The organism is Haloarcula sp. MBLA0163, assembly GCF_055632435.1.
Map to the genome: position 1 here is coordinate 2,466,128 of NZ_CM145745.1, position 22,361 is coordinate 2,488,488.

26 protein-coding genes are annotated in these 22,361 nt (G+C 67.8%); 6 read left to right on the forward strand and 20 right to left on the reverse strand.

All coding sequences use genetic code 11. The features are described 5' to 3' along the window. Nucleotides 1–137: 137 nt before the first annotated feature. Both ACV7GQ_RS13085 and ACV7GQ_RS13090 read left to right on the forward strand, forming a co-directional pair. Nucleotides 138–422 (forward strand): DUF7562 family protein, encoded by a 285-nt coding sequence (locus tag ACV7GQ_RS13085; RefSeq protein WP_220617127.1) that lies wholly within the window; start codon nt 138–140, stop codon nt 420–422. A 69-nt stretch (nt 423–491) separates the two neighbouring features. Further along, nucleotides 492–1,811: an RNB domain-containing ribonuclease gene (locus ACV7GQ_RS13090; protein ID WP_470310679.1), complete on the forward strand. Its 1,320-nt coding sequence runs from the start codon at nt 492–494 to the stop codon at nt 1,809–1,811. 1 nt (nt 1,812) lies between these two features. Here the strand turns inward: ACV7GQ_RS13090 and ACV7GQ_RS13095 are convergent, their stop codons facing one another. Next, nucleotides 1,813–2,169: a winged helix-turn-helix transcriptional regulator gene (locus ACV7GQ_RS13095; protein WP_470310680.1), complete on the reverse strand. Its 357-nt coding sequence runs from the start codon at nt 2,167–2,169 to the stop codon at nt 1,813–1,815. A gap of 112 nt (nt 2,170–2,281) precedes the next feature. Then, a complete protein-coding gene (locus ACV7GQ_RS13100; protein WP_470310681.1) occupies nt 2,282–2,884 on the reverse strand; it encodes a transcription antitermination protein in 603 nt (200 codons plus the stop codon). 71 nt (nt 2,885–2,955) lie between these two features. On the opposite strand from ACV7GQ_RS13100, the gene ACV7GQ_RS13105 reads away from it, so the two are divergent. Further along, a complete protein-coding gene (locus ACV7GQ_RS13105) occupies nt 2,956–4,137 on the forward strand; it encodes an MBL fold metallo-hydrolase (protein WP_470310682.1) in 1,182 nt (393 codons plus the stop codon). Here ACV7GQ_RS13105 and ACV7GQ_RS13110 read toward each other — a convergent pair. The 3 genes from ACV7GQ_RS13110 to ACV7GQ_RS13120 all read right to left on the reverse strand — a co-directional run bounded on the left by ACV7GQ_RS13110 (nt 4,134) and on the right by ACV7GQ_RS13120 (nt 7,283). Further along, nucleotides 4,134–4,427 (reverse strand): DUF6432 family protein, encoded by a 294-nt coding sequence (locus ACV7GQ_RS13110; RefSeq protein ID WP_470310683.1) that lies wholly within the window; start codon nt 4,425–4,427, stop codon nt 4,134–4,136. The genes ACV7GQ_RS13105 and ACV7GQ_RS13110 overlap by 4 nt on opposite strands. Before the next feature lie 249 nt (nt 4,428–4,676). Further along, nucleotides 4,677–5,777, reverse strand: coding sequence for a PPC domain-containing protein (locus tag ACV7GQ_RS13115; protein WP_470310684.1), 1,101 nt, complete (start codon nt 5,775–5,777; stop codon nt 4,677–4,679). Between the two features lie 102 nt (nt 5,778–5,879). Next, the gene (locus ACV7GQ_RS13120) at nt 5,880–7,283 is read right to left on the reverse strand and encodes a PKD domain-containing protein (RefSeq protein WP_470310685.1); all 1,404 of its coding nucleotides are present in this window, start codon (nt 7,281–7,283) and stop codon (nt 5,880–5,882) included. Nucleotides 7,284–7,429: 146 nt separating this feature from the next. Here ACV7GQ_RS13120 and ACV7GQ_RS13125 point away from each other — a divergent pair, with 146 nt between their 5' ends. Next, nucleotides 7,430–8,284, forward strand: a complete 855-nt coding sequence (locus tag ACV7GQ_RS13125) for a DUF7093 family protein (protein WP_470310686.1) — start codon at nt 7,430–7,432, stop codon at nt 8,282–8,284. Between the two features lie 38 nt (nt 8,285–8,322). Beyond that, on the forward strand, nt 8,323–8,715 hold the full coding sequence (locus ACV7GQ_RS13130) for a DUF5611 family protein (RefSeq protein WP_470310687.1): 393 nt from the start codon (nt 8,323–8,325) through the stop codon (nt 8,713–8,715). Nucleotides 8,716–8,928: 213 nt separating this feature from the next. Here the strand turns inward: ACV7GQ_RS13130 and ACV7GQ_RS13135 are convergent, their stop codons facing one another. The 4 genes from ACV7GQ_RS13135 to ACV7GQ_RS13150 form a co-directional block, all read right to left on the reverse strand. Then, nucleotides 8,929–9,714: an ABC transporter permease gene (locus tag ACV7GQ_RS13135; protein WP_470313167.1), complete on the reverse strand. Its 786-nt coding sequence runs from the start codon at nt 9,712–9,714 to the stop codon at nt 8,929–8,931. Nucleotides 9,715–9,788: 74 nt separating this feature from the next. Next, nucleotides 9,789–10,733 carry an ABC transporter ATP-binding protein gene (locus tag ACV7GQ_RS13140; protein WP_470310688.1) on the reverse strand — a complete coding sequence of 315 codons (945 nt, stop codon included), beginning with the start codon at nt 10,731–10,733 and terminating at the stop codon, nt 9,789–9,791. Between the two features lie 68 nt (nt 10,734–10,801). Further along, nucleotides 10,802–11,161 (reverse strand): cell division protein SepF, encoded by a 360-nt coding sequence (locus ACV7GQ_RS13145; protein ID WP_470310689.1) that lies wholly within the window; start codon nt 11,159–11,161, stop codon nt 10,802–10,804. 97 nt (nt 11,162–11,258) lie between these two features. Continuing rightward, nucleotides 11,259–11,738, reverse strand: coding sequence for an RNA-binding protein (locus ACV7GQ_RS13150; RefSeq protein WP_470310690.1), 480 nt, complete (start codon nt 11,736–11,738; stop codon nt 11,259–11,261). A gap of 96 nt (nt 11,739–11,834) precedes the next feature. Between ACV7GQ_RS13150 and ACV7GQ_RS13155 the strand changes: the two genes are divergently transcribed. After that, nucleotides 11,835–12,746 carry an ABC transporter substrate-binding protein gene (locus tag ACV7GQ_RS13155; protein ID WP_470310691.1) on the forward strand — a complete coding sequence of 304 codons (912 nt, stop codon included), beginning with the start codon at nt 11,835–11,837 and terminating at the stop codon, nt 12,744–12,746. 15 nt (nt 12,747–12,761) lie between these two features. Here ACV7GQ_RS13155 and ubaA read toward each other — a convergent pair whose 3' ends face one another. From ubaA to ACV7GQ_RS13210, 11 genes are all read right to left on the reverse strand, one after another. Further along, nucleotides 12,762–13,583, reverse strand: a complete 822-nt coding sequence (ubaA, locus tag ACV7GQ_RS13160) for an SAMP-activating enzyme E1 (protein ID WP_470310692.1) — start codon at nt 13,581–13,583, stop codon at nt 12,762–12,764. Between the two features lie 73 nt (nt 13,584–13,656). After that, on the reverse strand, nt 13,657–15,156 hold the full coding sequence (locus ACV7GQ_RS13165) for a carboxypeptidase M32 (protein ID WP_470310693.1): 1,500 nt from the start codon (nt 15,154–15,156) through the stop codon (nt 13,657–13,659). 82 nt (nt 15,157–15,238) lie between these two features. Next, nucleotides 15,239–16,324 (reverse strand): M20 family metallopeptidase, encoded by a 1,086-nt coding sequence (locus ACV7GQ_RS13170; RefSeq protein WP_470310694.1) that lies wholly within the window; start codon nt 16,322–16,324, stop codon nt 15,239–15,241. Between the two features lie 70 nt (nt 16,325–16,394). After that, nucleotides 16,395–16,784 (reverse strand): nuclear transport factor 2 family protein, encoded by a 390-nt coding sequence (locus ACV7GQ_RS13175; protein WP_470310695.1) that lies wholly within the window; start codon nt 16,782–16,784, stop codon nt 16,395–16,397. A 153-nt stretch (nt 16,785–16,937) separates the two neighbouring features. Continuing rightward, entirely contained in the window at nt 16,938–17,627 is a 690-nt protein-coding gene (locus tag ACV7GQ_RS13180; protein WP_470310696.1) for an urease accessory protein UreF, read from the reverse strand. Then, nucleotides 17,624–18,220: an urease accessory protein UreE gene (locus ACV7GQ_RS13185; protein ID WP_470310697.1), complete on the reverse strand. Its 597-nt coding sequence runs from the start codon at nt 18,218–18,220 to the stop codon at nt 17,624–17,626. Before ACV7GQ_RS13185 ends, ACV7GQ_RS13180 begins: the two co-directional genes overlap by 4 nt. Beyond that, a complete protein-coding gene (ureD, locus tag ACV7GQ_RS13190; protein ID WP_470310698.1) occupies nt 18,220–19,182 on the reverse strand; it encodes an urease accessory protein UreD in 963 nt (320 codons plus the stop codon). The genes ACV7GQ_RS13185 and ureD overlap by 1 nt, the downstream gene beginning before the upstream one ends. Next, nucleotides 19,182–19,799, reverse strand: coding sequence for an urease accessory protein UreG (gene ureG / locus ACV7GQ_RS13195; RefSeq protein WP_470313168.1), 618 nt, complete (start codon nt 19,797–19,799; stop codon nt 19,182–19,184). Before ureG ends, ureD begins: the two co-directional genes overlap by 1 nt. Before the next feature lie 2 nt (nt 19,800–19,801). Continuing rightward, nucleotides 19,802–20,143: an urease subunit gamma gene (locus ACV7GQ_RS13200; RefSeq protein ID WP_470310699.1), complete on the reverse strand. Its 342-nt coding sequence runs from the start codon at nt 20,141–20,143 to the stop codon at nt 19,802–19,804. After that, nucleotides 20,140–21,846 (reverse strand): urease subunit alpha, encoded by a 1,707-nt coding sequence (gene ureC, locus ACV7GQ_RS13205; RefSeq protein ID WP_470310700.1) that lies wholly within the window; start codon nt 21,844–21,846, stop codon nt 20,140–20,142. The genes ACV7GQ_RS13200 and ureC overlap by 4 nt, the downstream gene beginning before the upstream one ends. Continuing rightward, a complete protein-coding gene (locus ACV7GQ_RS13210) occupies nt 21,843–22,253 on the reverse strand; it encodes an urease subunit beta (RefSeq protein WP_470310701.1) in 411 nt (136 codons plus the stop codon). Before ACV7GQ_RS13210 ends, ureC begins: the two co-directional genes overlap by 4 nt. Between the last annotated feature and the right edge of the window lie 108 nt (nt 22,254–22,361).

Below are 22,361 nucleotides of genomic sequence, written 5' to 3' on the forward strand. Positions count from 1 at the left end.
TGCCGATACCCCCTACTAGAGGTGGCTCGTGGATAAACGTGTGGCCCGAATCCCCAAGTGAATGGGTATCCGAGCGGACCCCACGGTAGGTTGCCCGGGCGGAAAACACTATACTGTGCCAGCGGGTAGCAGTGGGTATGTTCGAGTCCCGGAGCGACCGGGAGACGGTGACCTGTATCGCCTGCGGTGACCGCCTCGCCCGGTCGGACGCTCGCGAGTACGACAAGCACGGTGACCGGTGGGAGCGCCGGGACAAGGAGTTCGAGTACCTCTGCAAGGGGTGTTTCGCCGACACGTCCCGGCAGCCACGCGGCGACCTCGAGGCGACGCTCGACGACGCCGGGGCCGGCGAGACGGACCGCGAGACGTTCCTCCGCCGCTATCGGGAACTGGCCGAGGACCGAAGCGTGGAACGGGAGTGAGCGCCCCCACGAGACACCGCCGATTCTCACCCCGACAGTCCTAACTACACCGTGGGCGTAGGCCGGGGCATGACTACCGAGGACGCCCAGTCGGCGGCCGGCACCGCCGAGGGGCAGGGCCCCGTCGAGATCGACGAGGAGATGGCCCGGCACATGGAGAACAAGCGCGAGGAGTTGTTCGAGAAGTTCGGCATCCGCGACGAGTTCCCGCCGGAGGTGCTCGACGAGGCCGAGGAGCGCACGCAGGACGTCCAGCAGGAGATCCAGGACGAGGTCGACGAGCGCCGGGACCTCCGGGACATGACGACGTGGACGACCGACCCCATCGACGCGCAGGACTTCGACGACGCTATCTCCGTCGAGGAACGGGACGACGAGTACGTCCTCTGGGTCCACATCGCCGACGTGACCCACTACGTCAATCCCGACACCGCGATGTGGGCCGAGGCCGTCGAACGGGGCAACACGGTGTACCTCCCGGGCTACACCATCCACATGCTCCCGCCGGTGCTCGCCGAGACGGTGTGCTCGCTGGTCCCCAACGAGGACCGGCTGGCCCACACCGTCGAGATGCATCTGGACAAGGAGAACCTCTCTTACGAGACTATCGACATCTACAAGTCCGTCATCGAGAGCGACGCGCGCCTCACCTACACGCAGGCCGAGAACCTGCTCGACGACCCCGACAGCGCCGACGCGTTGCTCGAAGACACGAGCGTCGACCTCGCGGAGAAGACCCAGCTCATCTGGAACCTGGCCGACCGGATGCACGAACAGCGGAAAGAGGACGGCTCGCTCGTCCTGAACCCCGCACGGGACCGCGCCCACACCATCATCGAGGAGTGCATGCTGAAGGCCAACAAGGCCGTCACGCACGAACTGATGTGGGACCGCGGCGTCGAGGCGATGTACCGCGTCCACCCGCAACCGAGCCCCGAGGAGTGGGACGAGGCCCTCGTCGAGATCCAGGACCTCGACGGCGTCTCTATCCCCGGGTCGACGTGGGACGACCCCCGGAAGGCGGTCAACGCCACGCTCGAACAGGCCCCCGGCCGCCAGCTCGACAAGATCCAGTGGGCCGTGATGAAGGTGATGCCGCGCGCGAAGTACATGAACGACCCCTTCGGCGGCCACCACGCCCTGAACTTCGAGATATACGGCCACTTCACCTCGCCTATCCGCCGGCTCTCGGACCTGATCAACCACTGGATCGTGTACACCAACGACGTGCCCGAGGACCTCGTGGCGCTGTGTGACCGCGCCAGCGACCGGCAGCAGGACGCCGAGCAGTGCGAGCGCGAGTACAAGAAGTTCCTCGAGGAGATCGGCCTCGACGCCGCCGCCGTGAACAACCGCGGGCTGGAAATCGTCGACGAAGACGAGGACTGAGCTACGTCGGGGGCTGTCCCTCGGCGAGGTGATCACGGCTCCACGACTGGAGCGCGTCGATGATGGGCGCGAGGTCGGCCCCGGCCGTCGTCAGCGAGTACTCGACGCGAACCGGTTTGTCGTCGATGACGTCCCGCGTGACCAGCCCCGACGCCTGCAGGTCGTCGAGCGCCTCCGAGAGCACCTTGTCGGAGATACCGTCGACGCGGGTCTTCAGGTCGTTGAACCCGAGCGGGCCGGCCACGAGGAGCGTGTGTATCAGCATCGGATGCCACTTCTTGCCCAGGATGGCCGTGGCGCGGCGGAGCTGGCGCCGCTCGCTGGTCTCTCTACCGGTCGTGTCCCCGTCGGTGCCCATACTGTCTCCGGGTTCAGACGGACGGATAATATAGATACTGGCACCTGGACGGTGGACGTACCCACCGTACCCGTGGGTCGGCACCGACAGCGGCGTCCAGCACGACCGAGAGTCAGCAGATCGGTTTCGGGTCCAGCCCCATGCCCGACAACGTGTCGGCGTAGTCCGCGTACGCGGCCTCGATGGCCTCGACTGCGGCGTCGCGTGCCGCCTCGCGCCCCGCGTCGTCGAGCGCCGACAGCGCGTCACGCGCCGCGTCCAGGTCGCCCGCGTCGGCCCGTATGTCGCGGAACGTGTCGGCACCGGCCTCGTCTGCTTCGTTGACGAAGAAGCTCACCACCTGCAGATAGAACCGGTCGGCGAGGAGCGGGGCAGCGATGAGGCCGGCACCGACGCGGGCGTCCGTCGCACCTACCGTCCGGAGGTGTGCAGCGAGCGCGTCCGGGTCGCCGGGGTCGGCGTCGATACTGCCGGCCCGCTCGCGGGCGCGCTCCTCGGCGGTCCCGAACGCCGTCGCGATAGTCCCGTCGGCGTCGTCCACCCAACCGGCCATCGCGTCCGCGACGCCCGCTTCGCGTGTCGCCGCGGCCTCGCGGACGGCTGCCGGCGTCAGGTCTGCGCCGGTGACCGCGACCAGCAGTTTGTCCGACCCGAGGCGCTCCAGTTCGGTACTCGCCTCCTCGCGTACGGCATCGAGTGTCTCGGCGGCGTCCATACCGATGTCGATGGTCGCTCGGTGCTTAGAACCCCCACCCGATTTATCGGCCGTCGGTCCCTATCGGAACCATGCCCGAGGACTACCCCGACCCGCCGGCCGACCACCCCTCGCTGTCGGCGGCCGACCTGAAACGACGCCTCAACGCCGGGGAATCGGTCCGTCTGCTCGACGTCCGCGACCGCGACGAGTTCGACCAGTGGCACATCGACGGCCCGTCGATCACGGCGACACAGCTCCCGTTCACGAAGTTCCTGCAGGCGAAGGTGACCGGCGGCGTCGACGACCTCGTTGCCGAGGTGGCCGGCGACGGCCCGATCACCGTCGTCTGCGGCCGCGGCGAGGCCAGCGGCTTCGTCGCCGGCCTGCTGACGGACCACGGCGTCGACGCGCGCAACCTCGCCGACGGGATGCGTGGCTGGGCCCGCCTCTACGAGAGCCGCGAGGTACCCTGCGACGCGGCGACCGTCGTCCAGTACCAGCGCCCCTCCTCCGGCTGTCTCTCGTACCTCATGGTCAGCGACGGCGATGCGGCCGTCGTAGACCCGCTCCGGGCGTTCACCGACCGCTACGTCGACGACGCGGCCGACCGCGGCGCGACGCTCCGGTACGCGGTCGACACGCATATCCACGCCGACCACGTGAGCGGCCTGCGACGACTCGCCAGCGAGTACGGCGTCGACCCACTGTTGCCCGCCCGCGCGGCCGACCGCGGCGTCACCTTCGCCGTGACCGAGCTCGGCGACGACGAGGCCATTACGGTCGGGTCGGCGTCACTCGACCCGATGCCGCTCCCCGGCCACACCACCGGCATGACCGGGTTCCGCGTCGGTGACGTGTTGCTGGCCGGCGACAGCCTCTTCCTCAAGAGCGTCGCACGCCCGGACCTGGAGGCCGGCGACGACGGCGCGCCGGCCCTCGCACGCTCGCTCCACGAGACGCTGACCGAGCGTCTGGCGCCGCTCCCGGACGAGCTACTTGTCGCACCGGGCCACTACTCCGAATCGACCGTCCCCGCCACCGACGGGACTTACACCGCACCGCTCGGGGCGCTGCGCGAGCGACTCCCGGCCTTCGGACTGGACCGCGCGACGTTCGTCGAACGAATCTGTGGCGATATCCCCCCGCAGCCCGTCAACTTCGAACGCATCGTCGCGGTCAATCTCGGCACCGACGACGCCGATGACGACACCGCGTTCGAACTCGAACTCGGGCCGAACAACTGCGCCGCGGCGCCGATGGACGCCGCTTAGAACGGAAGTCGCCGGCGGAGCTGTTCGAACAGCGATGGGTCGTCGTCTGTCGACTCCGGTCCGACGACGTCCTCGTCGGGGAGGATGACGGTCCGCTCGCCGTCGTCGTCGACCTCGATGAGGTCGTCCTCTTTCAGCGCCGCCAGTGCACCCTCTATCTGGTCGATGTTCACGTCCGCCTGTGAGCGGATCTCGAACACGGTCATCCCCTCGTTGTGGCGGTCCGCGAGCGCGTCGAGTACCGCAACCTCGGTCTCGTCCCGGTCGCGGTACTCCGGCTTCGCTCTCATACTGGCCTCTATACCCGCCCGGCTCTTGGCTTTGTCCCTCCTTCTTGGGCTGTGCTCCTACGTTCGAGTAATGGACCACCACGCCATCGGAGACATGAGAACGATACCGCTGCGAATAGGGGGATACGCGGCGACCTGTTCGAGTGTCTGTCTGCTACCCATCCGTTCTGCATCTGGGTCATCATCAGGCAACTACTACGCCGTCGCATAAGCCACGAAAACGGGGCAAGTAGTCAACGTCGGAGCCCGTTATCTGACGCCCACTTTGATCTCCTCGCTCTTGTTTCGCCTGCCTATCTCTCCCGTTGCAGTAGAGTGGTTCGCTCCCTCGACGTAACTCTGATGGGCCGGACCGTGGGTAAGGGTGCTGAGATAGCGGAACAGATAGGTCCGCAGTTCGATATTGCCCTCCTCCCACTGGCGAGCCCACTCGGTCGTCGTGTAGGTCACGCGATACAGCTCGCCGTCCGGCGTAACCGCACGGTGATACACTCTGTCTGGCGTCCAGCTTTCATTGAACGTTGGATCCGGTTCGTCACGGTAGGCATTGTCGATATTCGAGTGAGCCAGTATGAGAGCGGTGTCGATTCTGGTGAGGAAATCCTGTGAAGCGTTGGGTCGCATCTCGTAGGTCACGACAACGTAATTCTTCTCACCGTTGACAAACGCATATTCTATATCAGTCACATTGGTACCACTTACCAACGTCGTTCGGTAATCAGCGGAATATTCACCGAGTTGCTCGGTATGATTCCACGTCGATGAATCCCCGGCAAACATTTCATCTCGCTGAGCAGGCGGGATGAACTGATCAACGGTGAGATAGTACGTGAACGCGGTGTTTGGCTCACTTGTCGTAGCAATGATGGTGTACTCGCCTGTCTCGGGAAGCGTCACCATCGTCAGTTCTGCCGTGTCATCGATGCCGCCGTCGTCGTTCGTGCCGAGCACGGTTCCATTCGGACCAAGGAGCCGTACGAGCGGGTCGCCGCCGTCCCCACCGAGCGTGATATTGGCTTTCGTCCCCGCTTCTGCGGAGAACTCGACTGGCTCGTAATATCTTTGCCCATCCTTCGGATCGCCACCGTCCAACTCACTCCGAATCGTCCGACCGGCATCTTGTTCTAATGAGACGCTCCGTAGGTCTGTCCCGTCTTCCGGAACCGTTGGCGTTGCCGTCGGCGTCGCCGTCGAAACAGGAGTTTCGTTCGGAGGTGTGCCATCCGTTCCACTGGATCCGGTCTCGCTTTGGCCGACGCCGAGACCGGTACAGCCCGATGTAATCAGGAGAGCGATAACTGCGAGCGTAAGGAGAGCGTGCCGAGGTGGGCTTAGAATATCTTTTGCCATTGTTATGTTTTTAATTCTCTTGTAATTAATTACTTTCCAAGGTATATAAAACTAGGAAAACGGTTGGGTGAGGGATGTTAGAATCAGAACCACAGGAGAGCACTATCCACAAAGAGAGGGGTAATCCGGGTACTGACAACCGCCGGTGTCACTGGAACCACTGCTTGAACCGTAGTGGTCGGAGGGCGTGCCCCCATCGTAGCTACCTGAGCTACTGGAGTCGTCTATCTGGTCGTGACTAGACCCGGACGAGGTACCACCAGCGAACAGTCCACTACCGGAGGCTTCACCGCTTCCCCCGCCGAAACTAGCCCCAGATCCAGTATCGGTGGTACTGCCACTCGACCCTCTCGTGAGATTGTGGCCGCTATCACTTGTTGTGTCACCGTGATTAATACTGGAACTGCCAGTGTCACTGGACTCACCGGTGTCACCTGAGCCGCTATCGTAGTGGTCGGAAGGTGATCCGCCGTTGTACGTATCGGTACTGCCGTCGTATATGTAATCGTTGGAGCTACTGGACTTGTCTGTCTGGGTAGTATCACCAGTTGAAGAATCAGAACCCGAGTCCATTCCGAGGTCCTGTCGATTCGCAGCAGGCTCCGCGTCGTCCATCACTGCGTCGTAGTCCAAAGTCCCATCTGGGTTCCTGTAGCCGCTGAGGTCCGAATCGAGAAGTTCGTTGAGGTCGCGTGGTTTGCCTTCGACCCATATCGAGGTCCCCGACTCGCCGTCGGCCTCAATTATCTTCTGCTCCCCAGTCATGGGGTTGGTGAGGACCACGTCACTCAGACAGTCGTTCTCCCAGAAATGACAGTCGGAGTCACCACCTCGACCGTTGCCGCCGTTCGAGGCAGATTGGCTGACACCCCCATCAAACACGTCGACACGCTTCGTCGCGGTCCCGCGACGGCCGCGGGCGTCGTAGGCGACGACACGGAGAGACTGCGTGCCGGCGTCGTCGAACACGTGCGTAGTGCGCGCGCTAGCGTTCGCACCGGAGACGGGCGTTCGCCCGGTGACGTTGCCGTCGACGACCCACGCGAGCGTCGAGAGTGCCGACTCGGTACTCGCGGCGTCGGCGGTGAAACTGACGGCGTCACCGCGCGTGACCGTCGTCGGCCCGGTCAGCGACACCGACGGGCCCGACGACGACGAGACGACGACGTGGAGGGTATCGGACCGGGTCGCCCCGTCGTCGTCGGTCACCGAGACGGTGACGTTGTACTGGCCGACGGCGGTCGGGCGGAACTGTGTCTGTCGGCACGAGCGACAGTCCGGCGGGACAGTCGCGCCCGACGGCGTCTCGACGGTCCACGAGACGCGCGCGACGGTTCCGTCCGGGTCGCGGGAGCCGTCTGCGTCGAGATACACCGTGGTGTTCGTCGACACCGTCTGGTCGAGGCCGGCGTCGGCGAGTGGCGGGGCGTTCTCGGCGGCGACCGCAGTGCCAGCGAGGAGCGCCGCTGCGAGGAGCGCGACCGCGGCCAAACTGTGCAGACGCATCGCTCGACGCTGGGCCCGCCTCACGGTATAAAATTACGTTTTCAATTCGAACAAATAAGTCACCTATGTCGGGAAATGTAGCGACGATGGCGTGACGTGAGCGTGACGGGTAGGGTTTAAGTAGGACACGGCGGCAAGAACTGACAATGGGTCTCAAATGTTCCGTCCTCGGGCACACGTACGGTGAGGCCACCGTCGAGCGCGAGCGCGAAGAACAGGGGAGCGAAGTCGTCATCACCATCCAGGAACGGGAGACCTGTGAACGGTGTGGAAAGACGCGTATCGTCTCCGAGAACAAAGAGGTGACCGCGATCGAGACGCCGTCGGACATAGCCGGCGACATGGTCAAGGACACGGACGAGCCGTCGACCGTGGCGGACGACGCCGACGACGAGTCAGTCGAGGTATCGGATGAGGGACCGACCGACGAGGTGACAGCCGATGCGGCGACAGAGCCGGCGGACGAGGACGACGGCCCCGTAGCGTCGCCGACGGAGTCGGCGGACGTGGGCGAATCGGCCGCCGACGTCGTCGACCCGGACGCCGACGACGCGGAGATACTGGACGACAGCGACGACGAGACGGGGTCGGGCGGCGACACCGAACTGGAGGACCCGACGACGGACGTTGACGTCCCCGACGCGGAGGACGACACGCCCGTCACCGACGTCGAGACGGAGGACCCGGAGGAGGACGACGGCCTCATCATCGACGGGGACGACGAGGAGTCACAGACCACCGACCGCGAACCCGGTCAGTGGCCCGACGAGCCGGGCGACGACGGCGACGACTGGGCGCCGGAGACGGTGCTCGGTGGCGAGGACGACACCGACGACACGCCGGACTCCGAAGCGGCCGGGAGCACCGCCGTGACCGTCCCGGAGGGGCAGTTCCAGTGTCCCGAGTGTGGGTTCACGACGGACGTCGAGGCGAGTTCGCTACGTGCGGGTGACTTCTGTCCGGAGTGTCACAAGGGGTCGCTGGTCACCGACACCGAGTGAACGCAAAGAGTAAGACGGCGCCTCGCAAAACGACGGCCATGCGAGAGTACAAGATGCGACGGGGCGAGCATCTCGAAGACCGCGTCCCGGACATGGAAGCGTTCGTCGAGGAGTACTTCGGTCCGATCACGGACACCGAAGAGCACAACGGCAGCGACCTCCTCGTCGTGGACGACCCCGACAACCCGGTGTTCGAGCGGGTCGTCGCCGGCACCGTCGACTACGGGAGCAAGAAGGACAAACTGGCCCTGCACATCGACGAGAAGCCCGCGGAGCAGGTCATCTCCGAGGGACACGTCGACGCCGCCGAGGACGCCGTCTCGGTCAAGAACGACTTCCTCGAGGAGGCGACCGGCCGGGACGCGAAGGCCCGCCGTGACTCCCTGAAGCGGTCCGTCGAGGACGACGCGGACGCGCCGGACAACGTCTGAGCGAGCGGCGCTGTTTTTCGAGACGAGTCAGATCGCCGTCACCCCTAAATACTCTCGTGTCATACGTTCACACACGCCCCACCGGAGGCGCACAGAATATCCGGGCCGCGGCACCCCCGCGTGGTCCGGCCGGAAGCCGGGCACCCTGTCATAGTTTGTCCGCCCCGCCGGAGGCGGACCCAATCCGGCATTCCGGGCACGTCCGTCTCGTCTTCAGTCGACCAGGCCGTAGCCGCGCCTGACCAGTTCGATGTCGAGTGCGACGACCGCGACGGTGAGGCCCGTCAGCACGAGGAGCGACCGGTTCGGCGGGACAGCCACCGCTTCGGGGATGACGCCGTAGCGGACGCCGTTGACCATGTACACCATCGGGTTCAGGAGCGTGACCTGTCGCCAGATGCCCGACAGCGCCGACAGCGGGTAGAACACCGCGCCGAAGAACACCAGCGGGCGGATGATGAACTGGTTCATCACCGTCAGGTAGTCGAAGTCACGCGCCCAGAGGCCGCCGATGACGCCGAAGGCCGCGAACAGCGTCGGGATGACGAGCGTGAACGCCGCGAGGTAGAACGGGTTCGCGACGGTCACCGGCGTGAAGACGAGGCCGACGCCCCAGATGATGGCGCCGACGACGATGCCACGGAGCGAGGAGGCGGCGACGTAGGCCAGGACCATCTCCGTGTGCGAGAGTGGCGAGGTGAGTACCTCGTGGATGTACTCGTTCCAGCGCCCGTGGAAGATGGAGAACGAGGCGTTCTCGAAGGCGTTCGATATCATCCCCAACACGACGAGCCCGGGGAGGATGAACAGGATGTAGCCGGCACCGCCGAAGGCGTTCGGGTCGCTGCCGCTGATTCGTTCGCCGAGGACGACGCCGAAGACGGTGAAGTACAGCACGTTCGTGATCATCGGCGGGAGGAACGTGTTGCGCGGGCGGCGGACGTAGCGGAGGATCTCCCGGTGGAGGAGCGTCCAGAGGCCGACGAGCCGTGCCCGCAGGCCAGTGGGTGCGCCGTCGCGGGCGTCGTCGGTCGCCGGTCCCGCGCCGTTCGTCCCCACGTCGGTGTCGTGGCTCATGCCGACACCTCCGCGTACTCGCGGTCGTCGCGGGTCAGGTCGACGAACACCTCTTCGAGCGACGCCCGGCGGATGTCGAGCGACGTGACGTGGTGGCCCTGCCGTTCGAGCGCCCGGACCAGCTCCGGCGCGGTCTCGCTCCCGCCGGCCGCGGTGACGCTGAGGCCGTCGTCGGTGACCGTCACGTCCGTGACGCCGTCGACGGCGAGTCGCGGCGCGGTCCGCGGCGGGTCCGCCAGTCCGAGGTCGATGGTGTCGGTGCCGCGGGCCATCAGGTCGTCGGGCGCGGCCACCTCGACCTTGCTCCCGGAGTCCATGATTGCGACCCGGTCACAGAGCCGTTCGGCCTCCTCGATGTAGTGGGTCGTCAGCAGGATGGTGGTCCCGGCGTCGTTCATGCGGTTGATGATGTCCCAGAGATCGTGGCGCAGCTGGACGTCGACGCCGGCGGTGGGTTCGTCCAGAATCAGCAGGTCCGGGTTCGAGACGAGGGCCCGCGCGAGGACGAACCGCCGTTTCATCCCGCCCGAGAGCCAGTCGAAGCGGGTGTCGCGCTTGTCCCAGATGCCGACGGTCTTCAGCGCCTCCTCGGCGCGTCGGCGAGCCTCCGTGCTCCCGATACCGTGGTAACCGGCCTTGTGCTCGAGGACCTCGATAATCGGGAAGAAGCGGTCGACGTTGAACTCCTGTGGTGCGAGGCCGATGCGGTCGCGGGCCTCGCGGTAGTCGGCCTCGACGTCGAAGCCGAACACCTCGGCGTCCCCGTCGTCCTTGTGGACGAGGCCGACGAGCGTGTTGATGAAGGTCGTCTTGCCGGCCCCGTTGGGCCCGAGCAGACCGAAGAACTCGCCGCGCTCGACGGTCAGGTCGAGGCCGTCGAGCGCCTGTACGTCACCGTAGTTTTTCCGTAAGTTTCGGGCGCGTATCGCGGGAGCTGTCATTACCGGTGCTACCCGGTGGACACCGAAAAGGACGTTGAACGCGGTGGCGCGGGTGAGAGAACGCAGACCTACCGACCGAGGCGCTCGCGGGCGATGCCGACGCCGGCGGGCGTGATGATGAGTTGGTCGTCGTCCTTCTGGACGATGTCGCCGCCGACCTCGCTGGCGACCTGTTTGAGTTCGTCGCTGATGTGTTCCATCGTCCGGTCCTGCGTCGAGTGGCGGGTGATGTCGGCGATGACGATGTCGCCGTCGTAGACGGCGTCCTTGATCTCGACGACGTCCTGCTTGTCGCTGATACGGGCGATACGGACCTGGCGCTCTGCCTCGGCACCCGACGCGTCGAAGTCGTCCGCGTTCAGTTCGACGTAGTCGTCGGTCTTCCGGGAGTTGCCCGACTCGCCGAGAATCTTGCTCATGAGTCCCATGTGCCCCACGGCGGGCGCTACCCGTTTCAACTTTTCGTCAGACGGGGTTTCCGCCGAATCCGCCGCCGAGGACCCGACCTGTGACACCGTGCAGCCGTCACACCGAGAACTCGAACAGGTCGTCGCCCACGTGGTGGATGGACTCGACGACCTTCCCGCTGTCCCCGACCATGTCGTCGCCGTCGGTCTTCGCGCGCCCGATGGCGAGGAACTTCCCGTGTGCCTCCTCGTTGATGGCGACGAGGTCACCCGCGGCGATGTCGGCGTCGGCCTCGGTGATGCCGGGCCGCATGATGTCCGCGCCGTCGGAGACGAAGGAGATGGCACCGGTGTCGACGGTGACGACGTGCTTCTCGGGCGGGTGTGCGTTCGCGCCCTCGACGGTGAGGAACGGTTCGCCGTCCACGTACAGCACGAGCGGGTCGCCGTCGACGAGGACGACGTCCCAGTCGCTGTCGTCGAACTCGACCTTCTCGAAGCTGTCGGCGTCGAGTTCGACGCCGAGGTTGTCCGCGAGCGCCGTCGCGATGGCGTCGACCTCGTCCGAGCGGAGGTGGTGCCGCGATTTGACGTTCATACGAGCGTCTGCGGGGTCGTGGAGGGTAAGCGTAACGAAGGCCCGGTGCGCGAGCCGCGAGGGGAGTCTTTAGTCACGGCGGCCCGTAGCCGACGTATGCGCGTCGTCACGCTACTGCCGTCCGCGACGGAGATCGTCTACGCCCTCGGCGTCGAACCGGTCGGCGTCTCTCACGAGTGTGACTACCCGCCGGCGGCCCGCGAGCGACCGTCGGTCAACCGCTCCCGTGTCGACCCGGATGCCACCAGCAGCGAGATAAACGAACAGGTCGCCGAGGCCGAGTCCGGCGACGGCGTCTACGCCATCGACCGCGAGACGCTGGCCGCGGTCGACCCCGACGTAATCGTCACACAGGGCGTCTGTGACGTCTGTGCCGTCGACCACGTCATCGTCGCCGAGGCCGTCGAGGACCTCGGACTGGACGCCGAGGTGCTGACGCTTGACGTCCACAGCCTCGGCGACCTCTTCGACTCCATCCACCGCGTCGGCGCGGCCATCGGGCGTGACGAGGCGGCCACCGACCTCGTGGCGACTCTCCGAGAGCGGGTGGCCGCCGTCGAGACGACGGCCGCGCGAGCCACCGAGACGCCCAGCGTGGCCGTCCTCGACTGGCTGGACCCGGTGATGGTCGCCGGGCACTGGATACCCGAGATGGTGGAGATGGCGGGCGGGGCCTACGGGATGGCCGAGCGCGGTGCACACTCCCGACCGCGCGAGTGGGCGGAAGTGCGGGAGTACGACCCCGACGTGCTGGTGGCGGCCCCCTGTGGCTTCGACGTCGCCCAGACCCGCGAGAACCTCGCGGACCTCACCGAGCGACCGGGATTCGACGACCTCACCGCCGTTCGGGAGGGTCGGGCGTACGTGGTGGACGGCCACCACTACGTCAACCGTTCGGGGCCGCGGCTGGTCGACACGCTGGAGTTCCTCGCGGCGCTGTGTCACCCGGACCTGTTCGACGCGCCGCCGCGGGACGCGGTGCAGGAACTGCCGTCGCTCCGTGCCTGAGCGGGGCGCGACGGCCTACTCCGCGGTCAGCGAACAGCGGCCCTCGTAGCTCCCCTCGTCGATGCTCCCGATGGCCGGGTCGTCGCCACACACCGGGCAGTCCGGGTTCGGGGCGACGGGCACCTCGTCGACGGTCATCTCGGCGGCGTCGTAGGCCAGCAGACGGCCGTCGAGCGGTTCGCCGTAGTCCATCGCGAGCTTGACGACCTCCGTCGCCTGGATACAGCCGATGGTGCCGGGGAGGACGCCGAGGACGCCCGCCGTCGCGCAGTCGGGGACGGTGCCCGCCGGCGGTGCCTCGGGGAACAGACAGCGGTAACACGGCCCCTCGCCGTCGCCGACGAAGGTCGTCACCTGCCCCTCGAACCGGAAGATGGCGCCGTGAGAGAAGGGGATGCCGGCGAGGGTACAGGCGTCGTTGACGAGGAAGCGCGTCTCGAAGTTGTCCGAGGCGTCGACGACGATGTCGTAGTCGGTCACGAGGTCCCCGACGTTCGCCTTCGAGAGGCGAACCTCGTGGGTGTCGACGGTCACGTCGGGGTTCAGCCCGGTGACGAACTCGCGGGCGCTGTCGACCTTGGGTCGGCCGATGTCGTCGTCCCGGTGGATGACCTGCCGCTGGAGGTTCGAGCGCTCGACGACGTCGTCGTCGACGACGCCGAGCCGTCCGATGCCGGCCGCCGCGAGGTACTGCAGGACCGGCGAACCGAGGCCGCCCGCGCCGACGACGAGCACCGACGAGTCCAGCAGTTCGGCCTGTCCCTCCGGCCCCACGTCGTCCATGATGATGTGCCGGGAGTAGCGGTCGAGTTGCTCGGGGTCCAGGTCCGGTCGCATGGGTCGTGGTTGGCCACCGGGAAAGATAAGCGACGGGGTGCGACGGGGTCGTCAGGCTGCCAGCGGCGGCGGCTCAGCAGTCGTAGAGGTCGCGGTACTTCGCGTCGGCGTAGTCGAGGAAGTAGTCGGCGGTGAACGGCTCGCCGGTCGCCTCCTGCACGAGGTCGTCGGTCCGGTAGCGGGCGCCGTGGCGGTGGACGTTCTCGGTGAGCCAGTCGTGGATGGGGTCGAAGTCGCCCTCGCGGACGAGCGAGTCGACGTCGCCCACGTCCTCACGGAGGTGGTGGTCCAGCTGGGCGGCCAGCACGGACCCGAGCGTGTAGGTGGGGAAGTAGCCCAGCGCCCCGTTGGTCCAGTGGATGTCCTGCAGGCAGCCCTCGGCGTCGGTGTCGGGTCGGACGCCGAGGTACTCCGCCATCTTGTCGTTCCACACCTCGGGGACGTCCTCGACGGCGAGGTCACCGCGGATGAGGTCGCGCTCTATCTCGAAGCGGAGGACGATGTGCATGTGGTAGGTGAGCTCGTCGGCCTCGACGCGGATGAGGTTGTCCGGGTGGACCGTGTTCGCGGCCTCGTAGAACTCCCGCGGCGTCGCGTCGGTGCCCAGATGCTCGTTCGCGGTGTCGGTAAAGAGGTCCCAGAACGCCCGCGTCCGGCCGACGTGGTTCTCCCAGAACCGGGACTGTGACTCGTGGACAGAGAGGTCCCGGCTGTCGCCCAGCGGCGTCCCGTAGGCCTCCTGTGGCAGGCCCAGCGTGTAGGTGGCGTGGCCGAACTCGTGGATGGTCGACCCGATGGCATCCATCGGGTCGTCGGGCTTGAACCGCGTGGTCACGCGGGCGTCGAACTGTGTCCCCGTCGAGAACGGGTGTGGCGCGGTGTCGAGGCGGCCGTGGTCCCAGTCGTAGCCGAGCGTGTCGAGCGCCTCCTCGACGAGGGCGTGCTGGTCGTCCTCGTCGTAGGTGCCCTCGAAGGGGTCCGCGAGGGTCACGTCGCTGTCGGCGATGTCGTCGACGAGCGGGACCAGTTCGTCCCGCAGCCGCGTGAGAATCGCCTCGGCGGTGTCGATGCCGAGGTACGGCTCGTACTCCTCGAAGAGGACCTCGTAGGGGTCGCGGTCGGGGTCGATGGCCGCGGCGTACTCCCGGCGGAGCTCGACCATCTCCTCGAGCGTGTCGGCGTACAGCTCGAAGTCGTCCTCGGCCTTGGCCTCCTCCCAGACGGGCAGAGCGTTCGAGGAGGCCTCCGAGATGCGCTCGACGAGGTCGGCCGGCACCTTGACCGCCCGTTCGTGGTCCCGGCGGACCTCGCGGACGACCGCCGCCTGTTCGGGGTCGAGGTCGGCGTCCTCGAGTTCGTCCAGCCACTCGCCCAGCTGGTCGTCTGTCAGCAGCTCGTGGTGGAGCGTCGACAGCGCGGAGGACTGCTTCGCGCGGGCCGGCGTCCCGCCGGAGGGCATCATCACCTGCTGGTCCCACTGGAGGACACCCCCGGCGTCGGAGACGTAGTGGAGGCGCTTGACGTGGTCGAGGAACTGCTCGTAGGTCGACTCTGTCTCGGTAGCTGTTGCCATGGGTCGGTGTTAGGCGTAGGGTCCTAAATGCTCGGTGCTGGCGGTAAGGAGCGAGCCACGCGGACCGCGCTCACAGACGAGGTCACCGGAGCCACGACTCGACGACGCCCGCGTAGATTCGCCGGCACCGCGCCAGTACGTCGATTGAGACGCTCTCGTCGGCGGTATGGGCCTCGCCGGGTTCGGCCGCGCCGACGACGACGCAGTCGGTGCCGGCGTCGGCCAGCCAGCCGGCGTCCGTCGCGTGTGGCTTGACGACCTGTTCCGGTGCGCCCTCCTGGGCGTCGGCGGCGGCGTCGCGGACGGCGTCGGCGAAGTCGGCGTCGCCACAGGCCATCGGCGGCAGGTCCTGGTCGACGCGCCAGGAGACGCCCTCGACGTCCTCGACGCGGTCCAGCGGCGCGCGCTCGCCGGGCACGGTCCGCTCGTCGACGGTGGCCTCGCAACGCTCGGGGATGACGTTCCACGCCGACCCACCGTCGATTTCCGTGACGGCGACGCTCCCACGGACCTCGTGGCCCAGCACCGTGGTCGACGGGAACTCGAGGCCTCGTACCACGTCGACCGCGTCGGTCGCGCGGTAGATGGCGTTCTCGCCGGCGTCGGGTTCGCTGGCGTGGGCGGCGCTCCCCTCGGCGACGATGGTCGACCCGCGCCGACCCTTGTGCGCGACGGCGACGTCGGTGACACCCGGCGCGGAGTAGCCCGTCGACCCCTCGCCGACGACGGCGTAGTCCACCCGGAAGCCGTCCTCGATGGCGGCCCGGCAGCCGACGCCGCCCTGCTCCTCGCCGGCGAACGAGACGAAGACGAGTTCGTCCTCGGCGGGCATCTCGGCCGCCTCGAACGCCAGCATCGCGGCCGCGAGGCTCCCCTTCATGTCCGCGCTGCCCCGACCGTGGATGCGCCCGTCGCGCCGCTCGACGACGTAGCCGCCGTCGGGGTCGACCTGTGACTCGTCCGGCGGGACGACGTCGTGGTGGCCGACGAGCGCGAGTGACGTGCCGTCGCCCGGCCCCTTCCGGGCGACGACGTTGCCGTGGGCGTCGTGTTCGACGGCGGCGTCGGTGTGGTCCCGGAGCCACGCCGAGACGAACTCGCCGGCGGCAGCCTCGTCCTCGTGGCTCGGGATGGCGACCAGTTCCTCGGTCAGATCGGCGACGTACATACCCGAGGGTGGCACGCGGTACGTTTGGCTCTGGTGGACGGGTGCGGCGGCGCGGAAAGCGCGGCGCCGCCTACCCCTCGGCGGGCGGCGGGAACGGGAGGTAGGACTGCCAGCGCGTTATCTCGCCGTCTGCCGTCTCGACGACGAACACCTGCCGGAAGTCCGCCTCGCTCCCGTCTTTCATCGTGTGGTGCGTGTCCACTTCGACGGCGAAGGCGTCGTCCGCCTCCCAGACCTGCCGAATCGTCAGACCGGGCTGTTCGACGATGTTCTCGAGCGCCCACGCGAGCGCCTCGCGAATCGCGTCCGGGCCGCGATACTCGGACTCCGGGTAGTGCGGGTCGATGAACACGCCGTCGTCGGCCCAGAACTCCGCGGCGGCCGCCAAGTCCCCGTCTTCGAACGCCCGCAAGACGTCCTCGACGTCGTCCCGGGTGAGGGTCTCTGCAGTGGAAGCCATGGTACCACCGACAGGGAGGTTGTCTGGCCAACGGTGTAGTCATTCGCTCGCTACCGCGAGATGGCTGACGTTTACTCACCGCGGTCGAGCCCGTCGTCGGACAAACGACGGCTTACCGCGCGGCCAGCGGAGACCCGAACCCGACGCAGTCGGTCAACTCGCGAACAGCCGACGCTCGGCCCGTTCGTGGTCGGCGGCGAGCACGTCGACCAGCGGCGCGAACGGCGTCATGTCGTCTATCGAGCGGCCCGCGCTGTCGTCGACGGCCGCGGTCATCACCGGCCGGAGGGCGTCGAGAATCCGCTGGGCGTCGGTGTGGCCCAGCGAGAGGAGGCGCTGGGCCGCGCCGAGTAAGCCGGTGACGAAGCCGTGACAGCACAGCAGACACGCCTCCCGTACGTCGATGCCCGCCAGTCCGGCCGCGGCGCCGAGCACGACGGCGTAGTTGCCCGGCGCGTCCCCGGCGTGGACCCGCTCGGCGTACGCTTCCAGCAGGTCGGCCTCGCGCAGGTCGCGCTGGAGCGACAGGAGGCGGTCCCCGGACTGCTGGGCGCTCTCGCGGAACTCCGCAGCCAGCGTCACCGCCGCCAGCCGTCGGTCGGCGGCGCAGATAGCGTCGAGGTCGCCCTCGCGGGCGGCGGCGTGGGCACGCCGGAGGGCGACCAGTTCGGCGGGGCCGACCTGCCGCCGGAGGTACGTCTCGAGGAGCGCCTCGAGGTCGGCGGCGTCGGTCACCCGGTCGTCGGCGACGAACTGTTCGAGGCCGTAGGAGACGGTGTAGGTCCCCACGGGGAGGAAGGAGTCGGCCAGCCGGAACGCCTCGAGGGTCGCGTCGTCGCTCATCGGTCCGCCCCGTCGATAGTTCGGACCCCGTGGTCGTGGGCGTGCGAGTGCGTGCCGCCGTCGTGGCTGTGGGAGTCGTCGCCGTGGCCGTGCGAGTGCCCGTCGCCGCCGTGACTGTGGTCGGGGTCGGCGTCGTCGAACGTGGTCGGCGGCACGGCCTCGAAGCGCGTCTCGACGCCCGGGGGGAGGTCGTCCGCGACGGCGGCCAGCATCCGCTCGCGGGTGTCCGGCACCGGGAACAGCGCCTCGCCGTCGCGTGTCGCGAGGTCCCAGTGGCGGTTGCCCAGCGCGTGGCCCAGTTCCAGCGCCGCCGTCGGCGAGACGTCCGCGTCGCCGAACGAGAGCACCAGCGCCTCGATAGCGGCGAGTTCGACCACGACGAGCGTGCCGTCGTCGGTCTCGAGGACGTCGCCGTCGGCGAGGTCACGGGCGACGACGATGCCCACGTCCTCGCCCTCGGTCGACTCGGTGCGGACGCGGGAGCGCCGTCGGTCGGTGTCCGAGAGCACCACGCGGACCGGGTCGGCGTCGGCCAGTCGGGCCGCGACGTCGGCGTCCTCGCGGTGGCCCAGGCGCGTCTCGGCGACCAGCATCAGTACTTCCTCCCGGACGGTGCGGGCGCGTCCAGTAGCTCACGTCGAGCGTCGTCCCACGCGGCGCGGAGCGTCGACTGGACCGTCTCGGCGCGGTCGGCCAGCGCGCGCACGGCGACGCCGGCTCCGTTCGGGAGTGCGGTCGCGCCGGCCCGTGCGTCCGCGTCGGTGACCGTCTCGTGCAGCGCGTCCGAGAGCCCCGCCGCGTCGCCGTCGGGTGCGACGACGAACAGGGTTCCGTAGACGGTGAACTCCCCCAGGACCCCGGGTGCCCTTGGCTCGCCGTCGGCGGGCGTGAGGTGGGTCGCGTCCTCGAACAGCAGGCCGTCGGGCCCTCTCACGCGGACCCGCGAGAGGTACCGCTCGAACGCGAACCGCTCGCCGCGGGCGAGGCGTCCGGGCACGACGATATCGGCGAGTACCGCCGACCCGCCCGCGGCGAGGTCCAGCGTCAGGTTCTGGTAGTACCGCGACGCCGCATGTAGGATGGTCGGTTCCGGGACGTAGTCGAGGTGGCCGCCCGCACCCACCGACAGGGTCGCGTCGGCGGCGGCGTAGTTGGCGTTCATCGACTGCACCTTCGTCGAACTCTGGGTGGAGACGTGGGCGACGGCGTCGTCCTCGACGGCGATGGTCACGTCGTGGCGGTCCCCCTGTGCGATGCCGCCCGTCGGCGACTGGAGGAACACCGTCTCGGCCGCGGGATGGGGGTCGTGGCCCAGCGTCCCCGAGACGTGGAACGGCACCGTCGCGTAGTCGTGGACGAGCTTCGTCCCGTCGCTGGTCGGCGCGAAGCGGAGTTCGAGGACCCCGTCCTTGCCCGGCGCGCCGACGGCGGCCTGCGGCGGCGACTCGGCGGCGTAGGCCTCGAAAGACGGGTGTGGCGCACCGGCGTCGGTCGCGTCGTCTGCAGGGTTCTCGCCGTCCCCCTCCGGTCGCGCCTCCGGCGCATCCGTCGCCATCAGGCGAACAGCACCCCCTCGCGGACGTGCTCGAGCACCTCGTCGACGCCCTCCTCGGCCTTGCAGTTGGTGAAGACGAACGGACCGTCCCGGACCTCGCGGGCGTCCCGTTCCATCAGGTCCAGGTCGGCGCCGACGTGGGGCGCGAGGTCCGTCTTGTTCACCACCAGCAAGTCACAGTCCACGACGCCGGGGCCCCGTTTCCGGGGGATGTCGTCGCCCTCCGCGACCGAGATGACGTACAGCGAGTAGTCCGCGAGTTCGGGGTTGAACGTCGCCGCGAGGTTGTCTCCACCGCTCTCGACGAGCACGAGGTCCAGTTCGGGGTGGTCGGCGAGGAAGGCGTCTATCTGCTGGAGGTTCATCGACGGGTCCTCGCGGATGCCCGTGTGCGGGCACGCGCCCGTCTCGACGCCGGCCACGAGGTCCTCGGGGACGACGCCGGCAAAGCGCTCGCGCAGGCGGTCGGCGTCCTCTTGGGTGAGGATGTCGTTGGCGATGACGCCGACGTCCAGTCCCTCGTCGCGGAGGCGCGGGACGAGTTCGGTGAGCAGGGAGGTCTTGCCGGACCCGACCGGGCCGCCGATACCGACCGTCGCGACGTCGCGGTGGGTCAGACTCACGGTTCCTCCTCGCCCTCGGCGGTGCCGACGCTGTCCGAGCGGATGGGGTCGTGGACCGTCACGAGCTTCGTCCCGTCGGGGAAGACGGGTTCGACCTGAATCATGTCTATCATCTCCGGGACGCCCTCCATGACGTCCTCGCGGCCCAGCAGCTGGGAGGCGCCGGAACGGATCTCGGCGACCGACTGGCCGTCACGGCCCCGTTCGATGCACCAGTCACTGATGTAGGCGACGGCCTCGGGGTGGTTCAGCGGGACGCCGCGCTCCTTGCGGCGCCGCGCGACCTCTGCGGCGGTGAAGACGGTGAGTCGTTCCTGCTCTTTGGCTGTGAGTTTCATAGCATGTACCGCTGTGCGAGTGGCAGTTCGGAGGACGGTTCGCAGGTGACGTGTTCGCCGTCGACCTGCACCTCGAACGTCTCGGGGTCGACCGCGATGTCGTCGGGACAGTAGTCGTTGTACATCATGTCGTCCTTCCCGGGCGTGCGGGTGCCCTCAACCGGGACGATGGGGGTGTCGAGGCCGTACTCCTCGCCGACGCCGCGTTCGGCGGCGGCCGGCGAGACGAACGACAGCGAGAGCGCGTGTTTGGCCTTGCCGACGGCGCCCGCTCGCTCCCGCTGCAGGATGGGCTCGCAGGTCATCAGCGACCCGTTGGCCTCGCCCATCTCCGAGTGGACCGGGAACCCGCCTTTGAACGTCATCGCGGGCTTGACCCCGAAGAAGGCGGGGTCCCACAGCACCACGTCGGCGAGTTTGCCGGGTTCGAGCGTCCCGACGTACGGTTCGATGCCCGCGGAGATGGCGGGGTTGACGGTGTACTTCGCGACGTAACGCTTGATGCGGAAGTTGTCCGCGCCGGTCCCCTCGTCCTCGGGCAGCGGGCCGCGCTGGGACTTCATCTTCGAGGCCGTCTGCCAGGTGCGCGGAACGAGTTCGGCCATCCGCCCCATCGCCTGGGAGTCGGTGGTCATCATCGAGATGGCGCCCATGTCGTGGAGGACGTCCTCGGCGGCGATGGTTTCGGCGCGCACGCGTGACTCGGCGAAGGCCACGTCCTCGGGCACGTCGGGGTTCAGGTGGTGACACACCATCACCATGTCCAGATGCTCGTCGAACGTGTTGTCGGTGTAGGGCATCGAGGGGTTCGTCGAGGACGGGAGCATGTTCGGCTGGCCGACCATCTCCATGATGTCCGGCGCGTGGCCCCCGCCGGCGCCCTCGATGTGGAACAGGTGCATCGTCCGGCCGTCGACGGCGTCGAAGGTGTTCTCGACGAACCCGGCCTCGTTGAGCGTGTCCGTGTGCATGCAGACCTGTACGTCCTCGGCTTCGGCGACGTCCAGCGCAGTGTCGATGGCGTCGGGCATCGACCCCCAGTCCTCGTGTAGCTTGAGGGTGCAGGCGCCGGCCTCGATCTGCTCGCGCAGGGGTTCCGGGTCCGAGGCGTTGCCCTTGCCGTAGAAGCCGACGTTGACCGGCCACGCCTCGGCGGCTTGCAGGTGGCGCTTGACGTTCTCGGGGCCGGTCGTACACGTCGTGGCACCGCCGCCGTAGCCGCCGCCCAGCATCGTGGTGATGCCCCCCGAGAGCGCGTGTTCGTGCAGTTGGGCGGAGTTCCAGTGGACGTGGATGTCCAGCGCCCCGGCGGTCGCTATCTTCCCCTCGCAGGGGTAGACGTCGGTCGACGCGCCGACCACGAGGTCGACGCCGTCCATCGTGTCGGGGTTGCCCGCCTTGCCGATGCCCGCTATCTCGCCGTTTCGGATGCCGATGTCGGCCGCGACGATGCCCAGTACGGGGTCGATGATTGTGGCGTTGGTCAGCACCCAGTCCATGGCGCCTTCCTCTTGTGTGACGCCGGGGGCCTGGCCGAGGCCGTCCCGCAGGGTCTTCCCGCCGCCGAAGACGGCCTCGTCGCCGTGCGTGCGCAGGTCCTCCTCGACTTCGGCGAACAGCTCCGTGTCGCCCAGACGGACCTTGTCGCCCTCCGTGGGGCCGTACAGTTCGGCGTAGGCGTCGCGGTCGATGTCGCGTGTCATTCGGCCTCCCCCTCGCTCTCGTCACCGTCGCGACCGGTATCTCGAAACCCGGCGTCTCGCAACCGCTCCAGGGCCTCCGTCGGGTCGGCGTCGACGCTCCCGTTGACCATCCCGTTCATGCCGTGGGCGACGCGCTTGCCGCCGATGGCGACGAGTTCGACGGTCTGCTCGTCGCCGGGTTCGAACCGGACCGCGGTGCCGGCGGGGATGTTCAGTCGCATCCCGAAGGCGGCCTCCCGGTCGAATGCGAGGGCGGCGTTGGCCTCGAAGAAGTGGAAGTGTGACCCGACCTGTATCGGTCGGTCACCGGTGTTCCCGACGGTCACCGCGACCGTCTCGCGGCTCTCGTTCAGCGTCACGGTACCGTCGCCGGCGACGACCTCACCGGGGACGAGGTCCTCAGTCACGGCGACCCCCGTCCCTCGCTATTTTCGACTGTTCGTCCAACATATGGGTTTCCGTTTGGACAGGTGTGATAAGCAACTTCCTCTCGGCGCAAATAGCGCCATGGATTT

What these genes read in the sequence shown, in the direction of transcription:
- ACV7GQ_RS13085 (WP_220617127.1), top strand. Translation starts at nt 138, where the DNA reads ATGTTCGAGTCCCGGAGCGACCGGGAGACGGTGACCTGTATCGCCTGC.
- ACV7GQ_RS13090 (WP_470310679.1), top strand. Translation starts at nt 492, where the DNA reads ATGACTACCGAGGACGCCCAGTCGGCGGCCGGCACCGCCGAGGGGCAG.
- ACV7GQ_RS13095 (WP_470310680.1), bottom strand. Translation starts at nt 2,169, where the DNA reads ATGGGCACCGACGGGGACACGACCGGTAGAGAGACCAGCGAGCGGCGC.
- ACV7GQ_RS13100 (WP_470310681.1), bottom strand. Translation starts at nt 2,884, where the DNA reads ATGGACGCCGCCGAGACACTCGATGCCGTACGCGAGGAGGCGAGTACC.
- ACV7GQ_RS13105 (WP_470310682.1), top strand. Translation starts at nt 2,956, where the DNA reads ATGCCCGAGGACTACCCCGACCCGCCGGCCGACCACCCCTCGCTGTCG.
- ACV7GQ_RS13110 (WP_470310683.1), bottom strand. Translation starts at nt 4,427, where the DNA reads ATGAGAGCGAAGCCGGAGTACCGCGACCGGGACGAGACCGAGGTTGCG.
- ACV7GQ_RS13115 (WP_470310684.1), bottom strand. Translation starts at nt 5,777, where the DNA reads ATGGCAAAAGATATTCTAAGCCCACCTCGGCACGCTCTCCTTACGCTC.
- ACV7GQ_RS13120 (WP_470310685.1), bottom strand. Translation starts at nt 7,283, where the DNA reads ATGCGTCTGCACAGTTTGGCCGCGGTCGCGCTCCTCGCAGCGGCGCTC.
- ACV7GQ_RS13125 (WP_470310686.1), top strand. Translation starts at nt 7,430, where the DNA reads ATGGGTCTCAAATGTTCCGTCCTCGGGCACACGTACGGTGAGGCCACC.
- ACV7GQ_RS13130 (WP_470310687.1), top strand. Translation starts at nt 8,323, where the DNA reads ATGCGAGAGTACAAGATGCGACGGGGCGAGCATCTCGAAGACCGCGTC.
- ACV7GQ_RS13140 (WP_470310688.1), bottom strand. Translation starts at nt 10,733, where the DNA reads ATGACAGCTCCCGCGATACGCGCCCGAAACTTACGGAAAAACTACGGT.
- ACV7GQ_RS13145 (WP_470310689.1), bottom strand. Translation starts at nt 11,161, where the DNA reads ATGGGACTCATGAGCAAGATTCTCGGCGAGTCGGGCAACTCCCGGAAG.
- ACV7GQ_RS13150 (WP_470310690.1), bottom strand. Translation starts at nt 11,738, where the DNA reads ATGAACGTCAAATCGCGGCACCACCTCCGCTCGGACGAGGTCGACGCC.
- ACV7GQ_RS13155 (WP_470310691.1), top strand. Translation starts at nt 11,835, where the DNA reads ATGCGCGTCGTCACGCTACTGCCGTCCGCGACGGAGATCGTCTACGCC.
- ubaA (WP_470310692.1), bottom strand. Translation starts at nt 13,583, where the DNA reads ATGCGACCGGACCTGGACCCCGAGCAACTCGACCGCTACTCCCGGCAC.
- ACV7GQ_RS13165 (WP_470310693.1), bottom strand. Translation starts at nt 15,156, where the DNA reads ATGGCAACAGCTACCGAGACAGAGTCGACCTACGAGCAGTTCCTCGAC.
- ACV7GQ_RS13170 (WP_470310694.1), bottom strand. Translation starts at nt 16,324, where the DNA reads ATGTACGTCGCCGATCTGACCGAGGAACTGGTCGCCATCCCGAGCCAC.
- ACV7GQ_RS13175 (WP_470310695.1), bottom strand. Translation starts at nt 16,784, where the DNA reads ATGGCTTCCACTGCAGAGACCCTCACCCGGGACGACGTCGAGGACGTC.
- ACV7GQ_RS13180 (WP_470310696.1), bottom strand. Translation starts at nt 17,627, where the DNA reads ATGAGCGACGACGCGACCCTCGAGGCGTTCCGGCTGGCCGACTCCTTC.
- ACV7GQ_RS13185 (WP_470310697.1), bottom strand. Translation starts at nt 18,220, where the DNA reads ATGCTGGTCGCCGAGACGCGCCTGGGCCACCGCGAGGACGCCGACGTC.
- ureD (WP_470310698.1), bottom strand. Translation starts at nt 19,182, where the DNA reads ATGGCGACGGATGCGCCGGAGGCGCGACCGGAGGGGGACGGCGAGAAC.
- ACV7GQ_RS13200 (WP_470310699.1), bottom strand. Translation starts at nt 20,143, where the DNA reads ATGAAACTCACAGCCAAAGAGCAGGAACGACTCACCGTCTTCACCGCC.
- ureC (WP_470310700.1), bottom strand. Translation starts at nt 21,846, where the DNA reads ATGACACGCGACATCGACCGCGACGCCTACGCCGAACTGTACGGCCCC.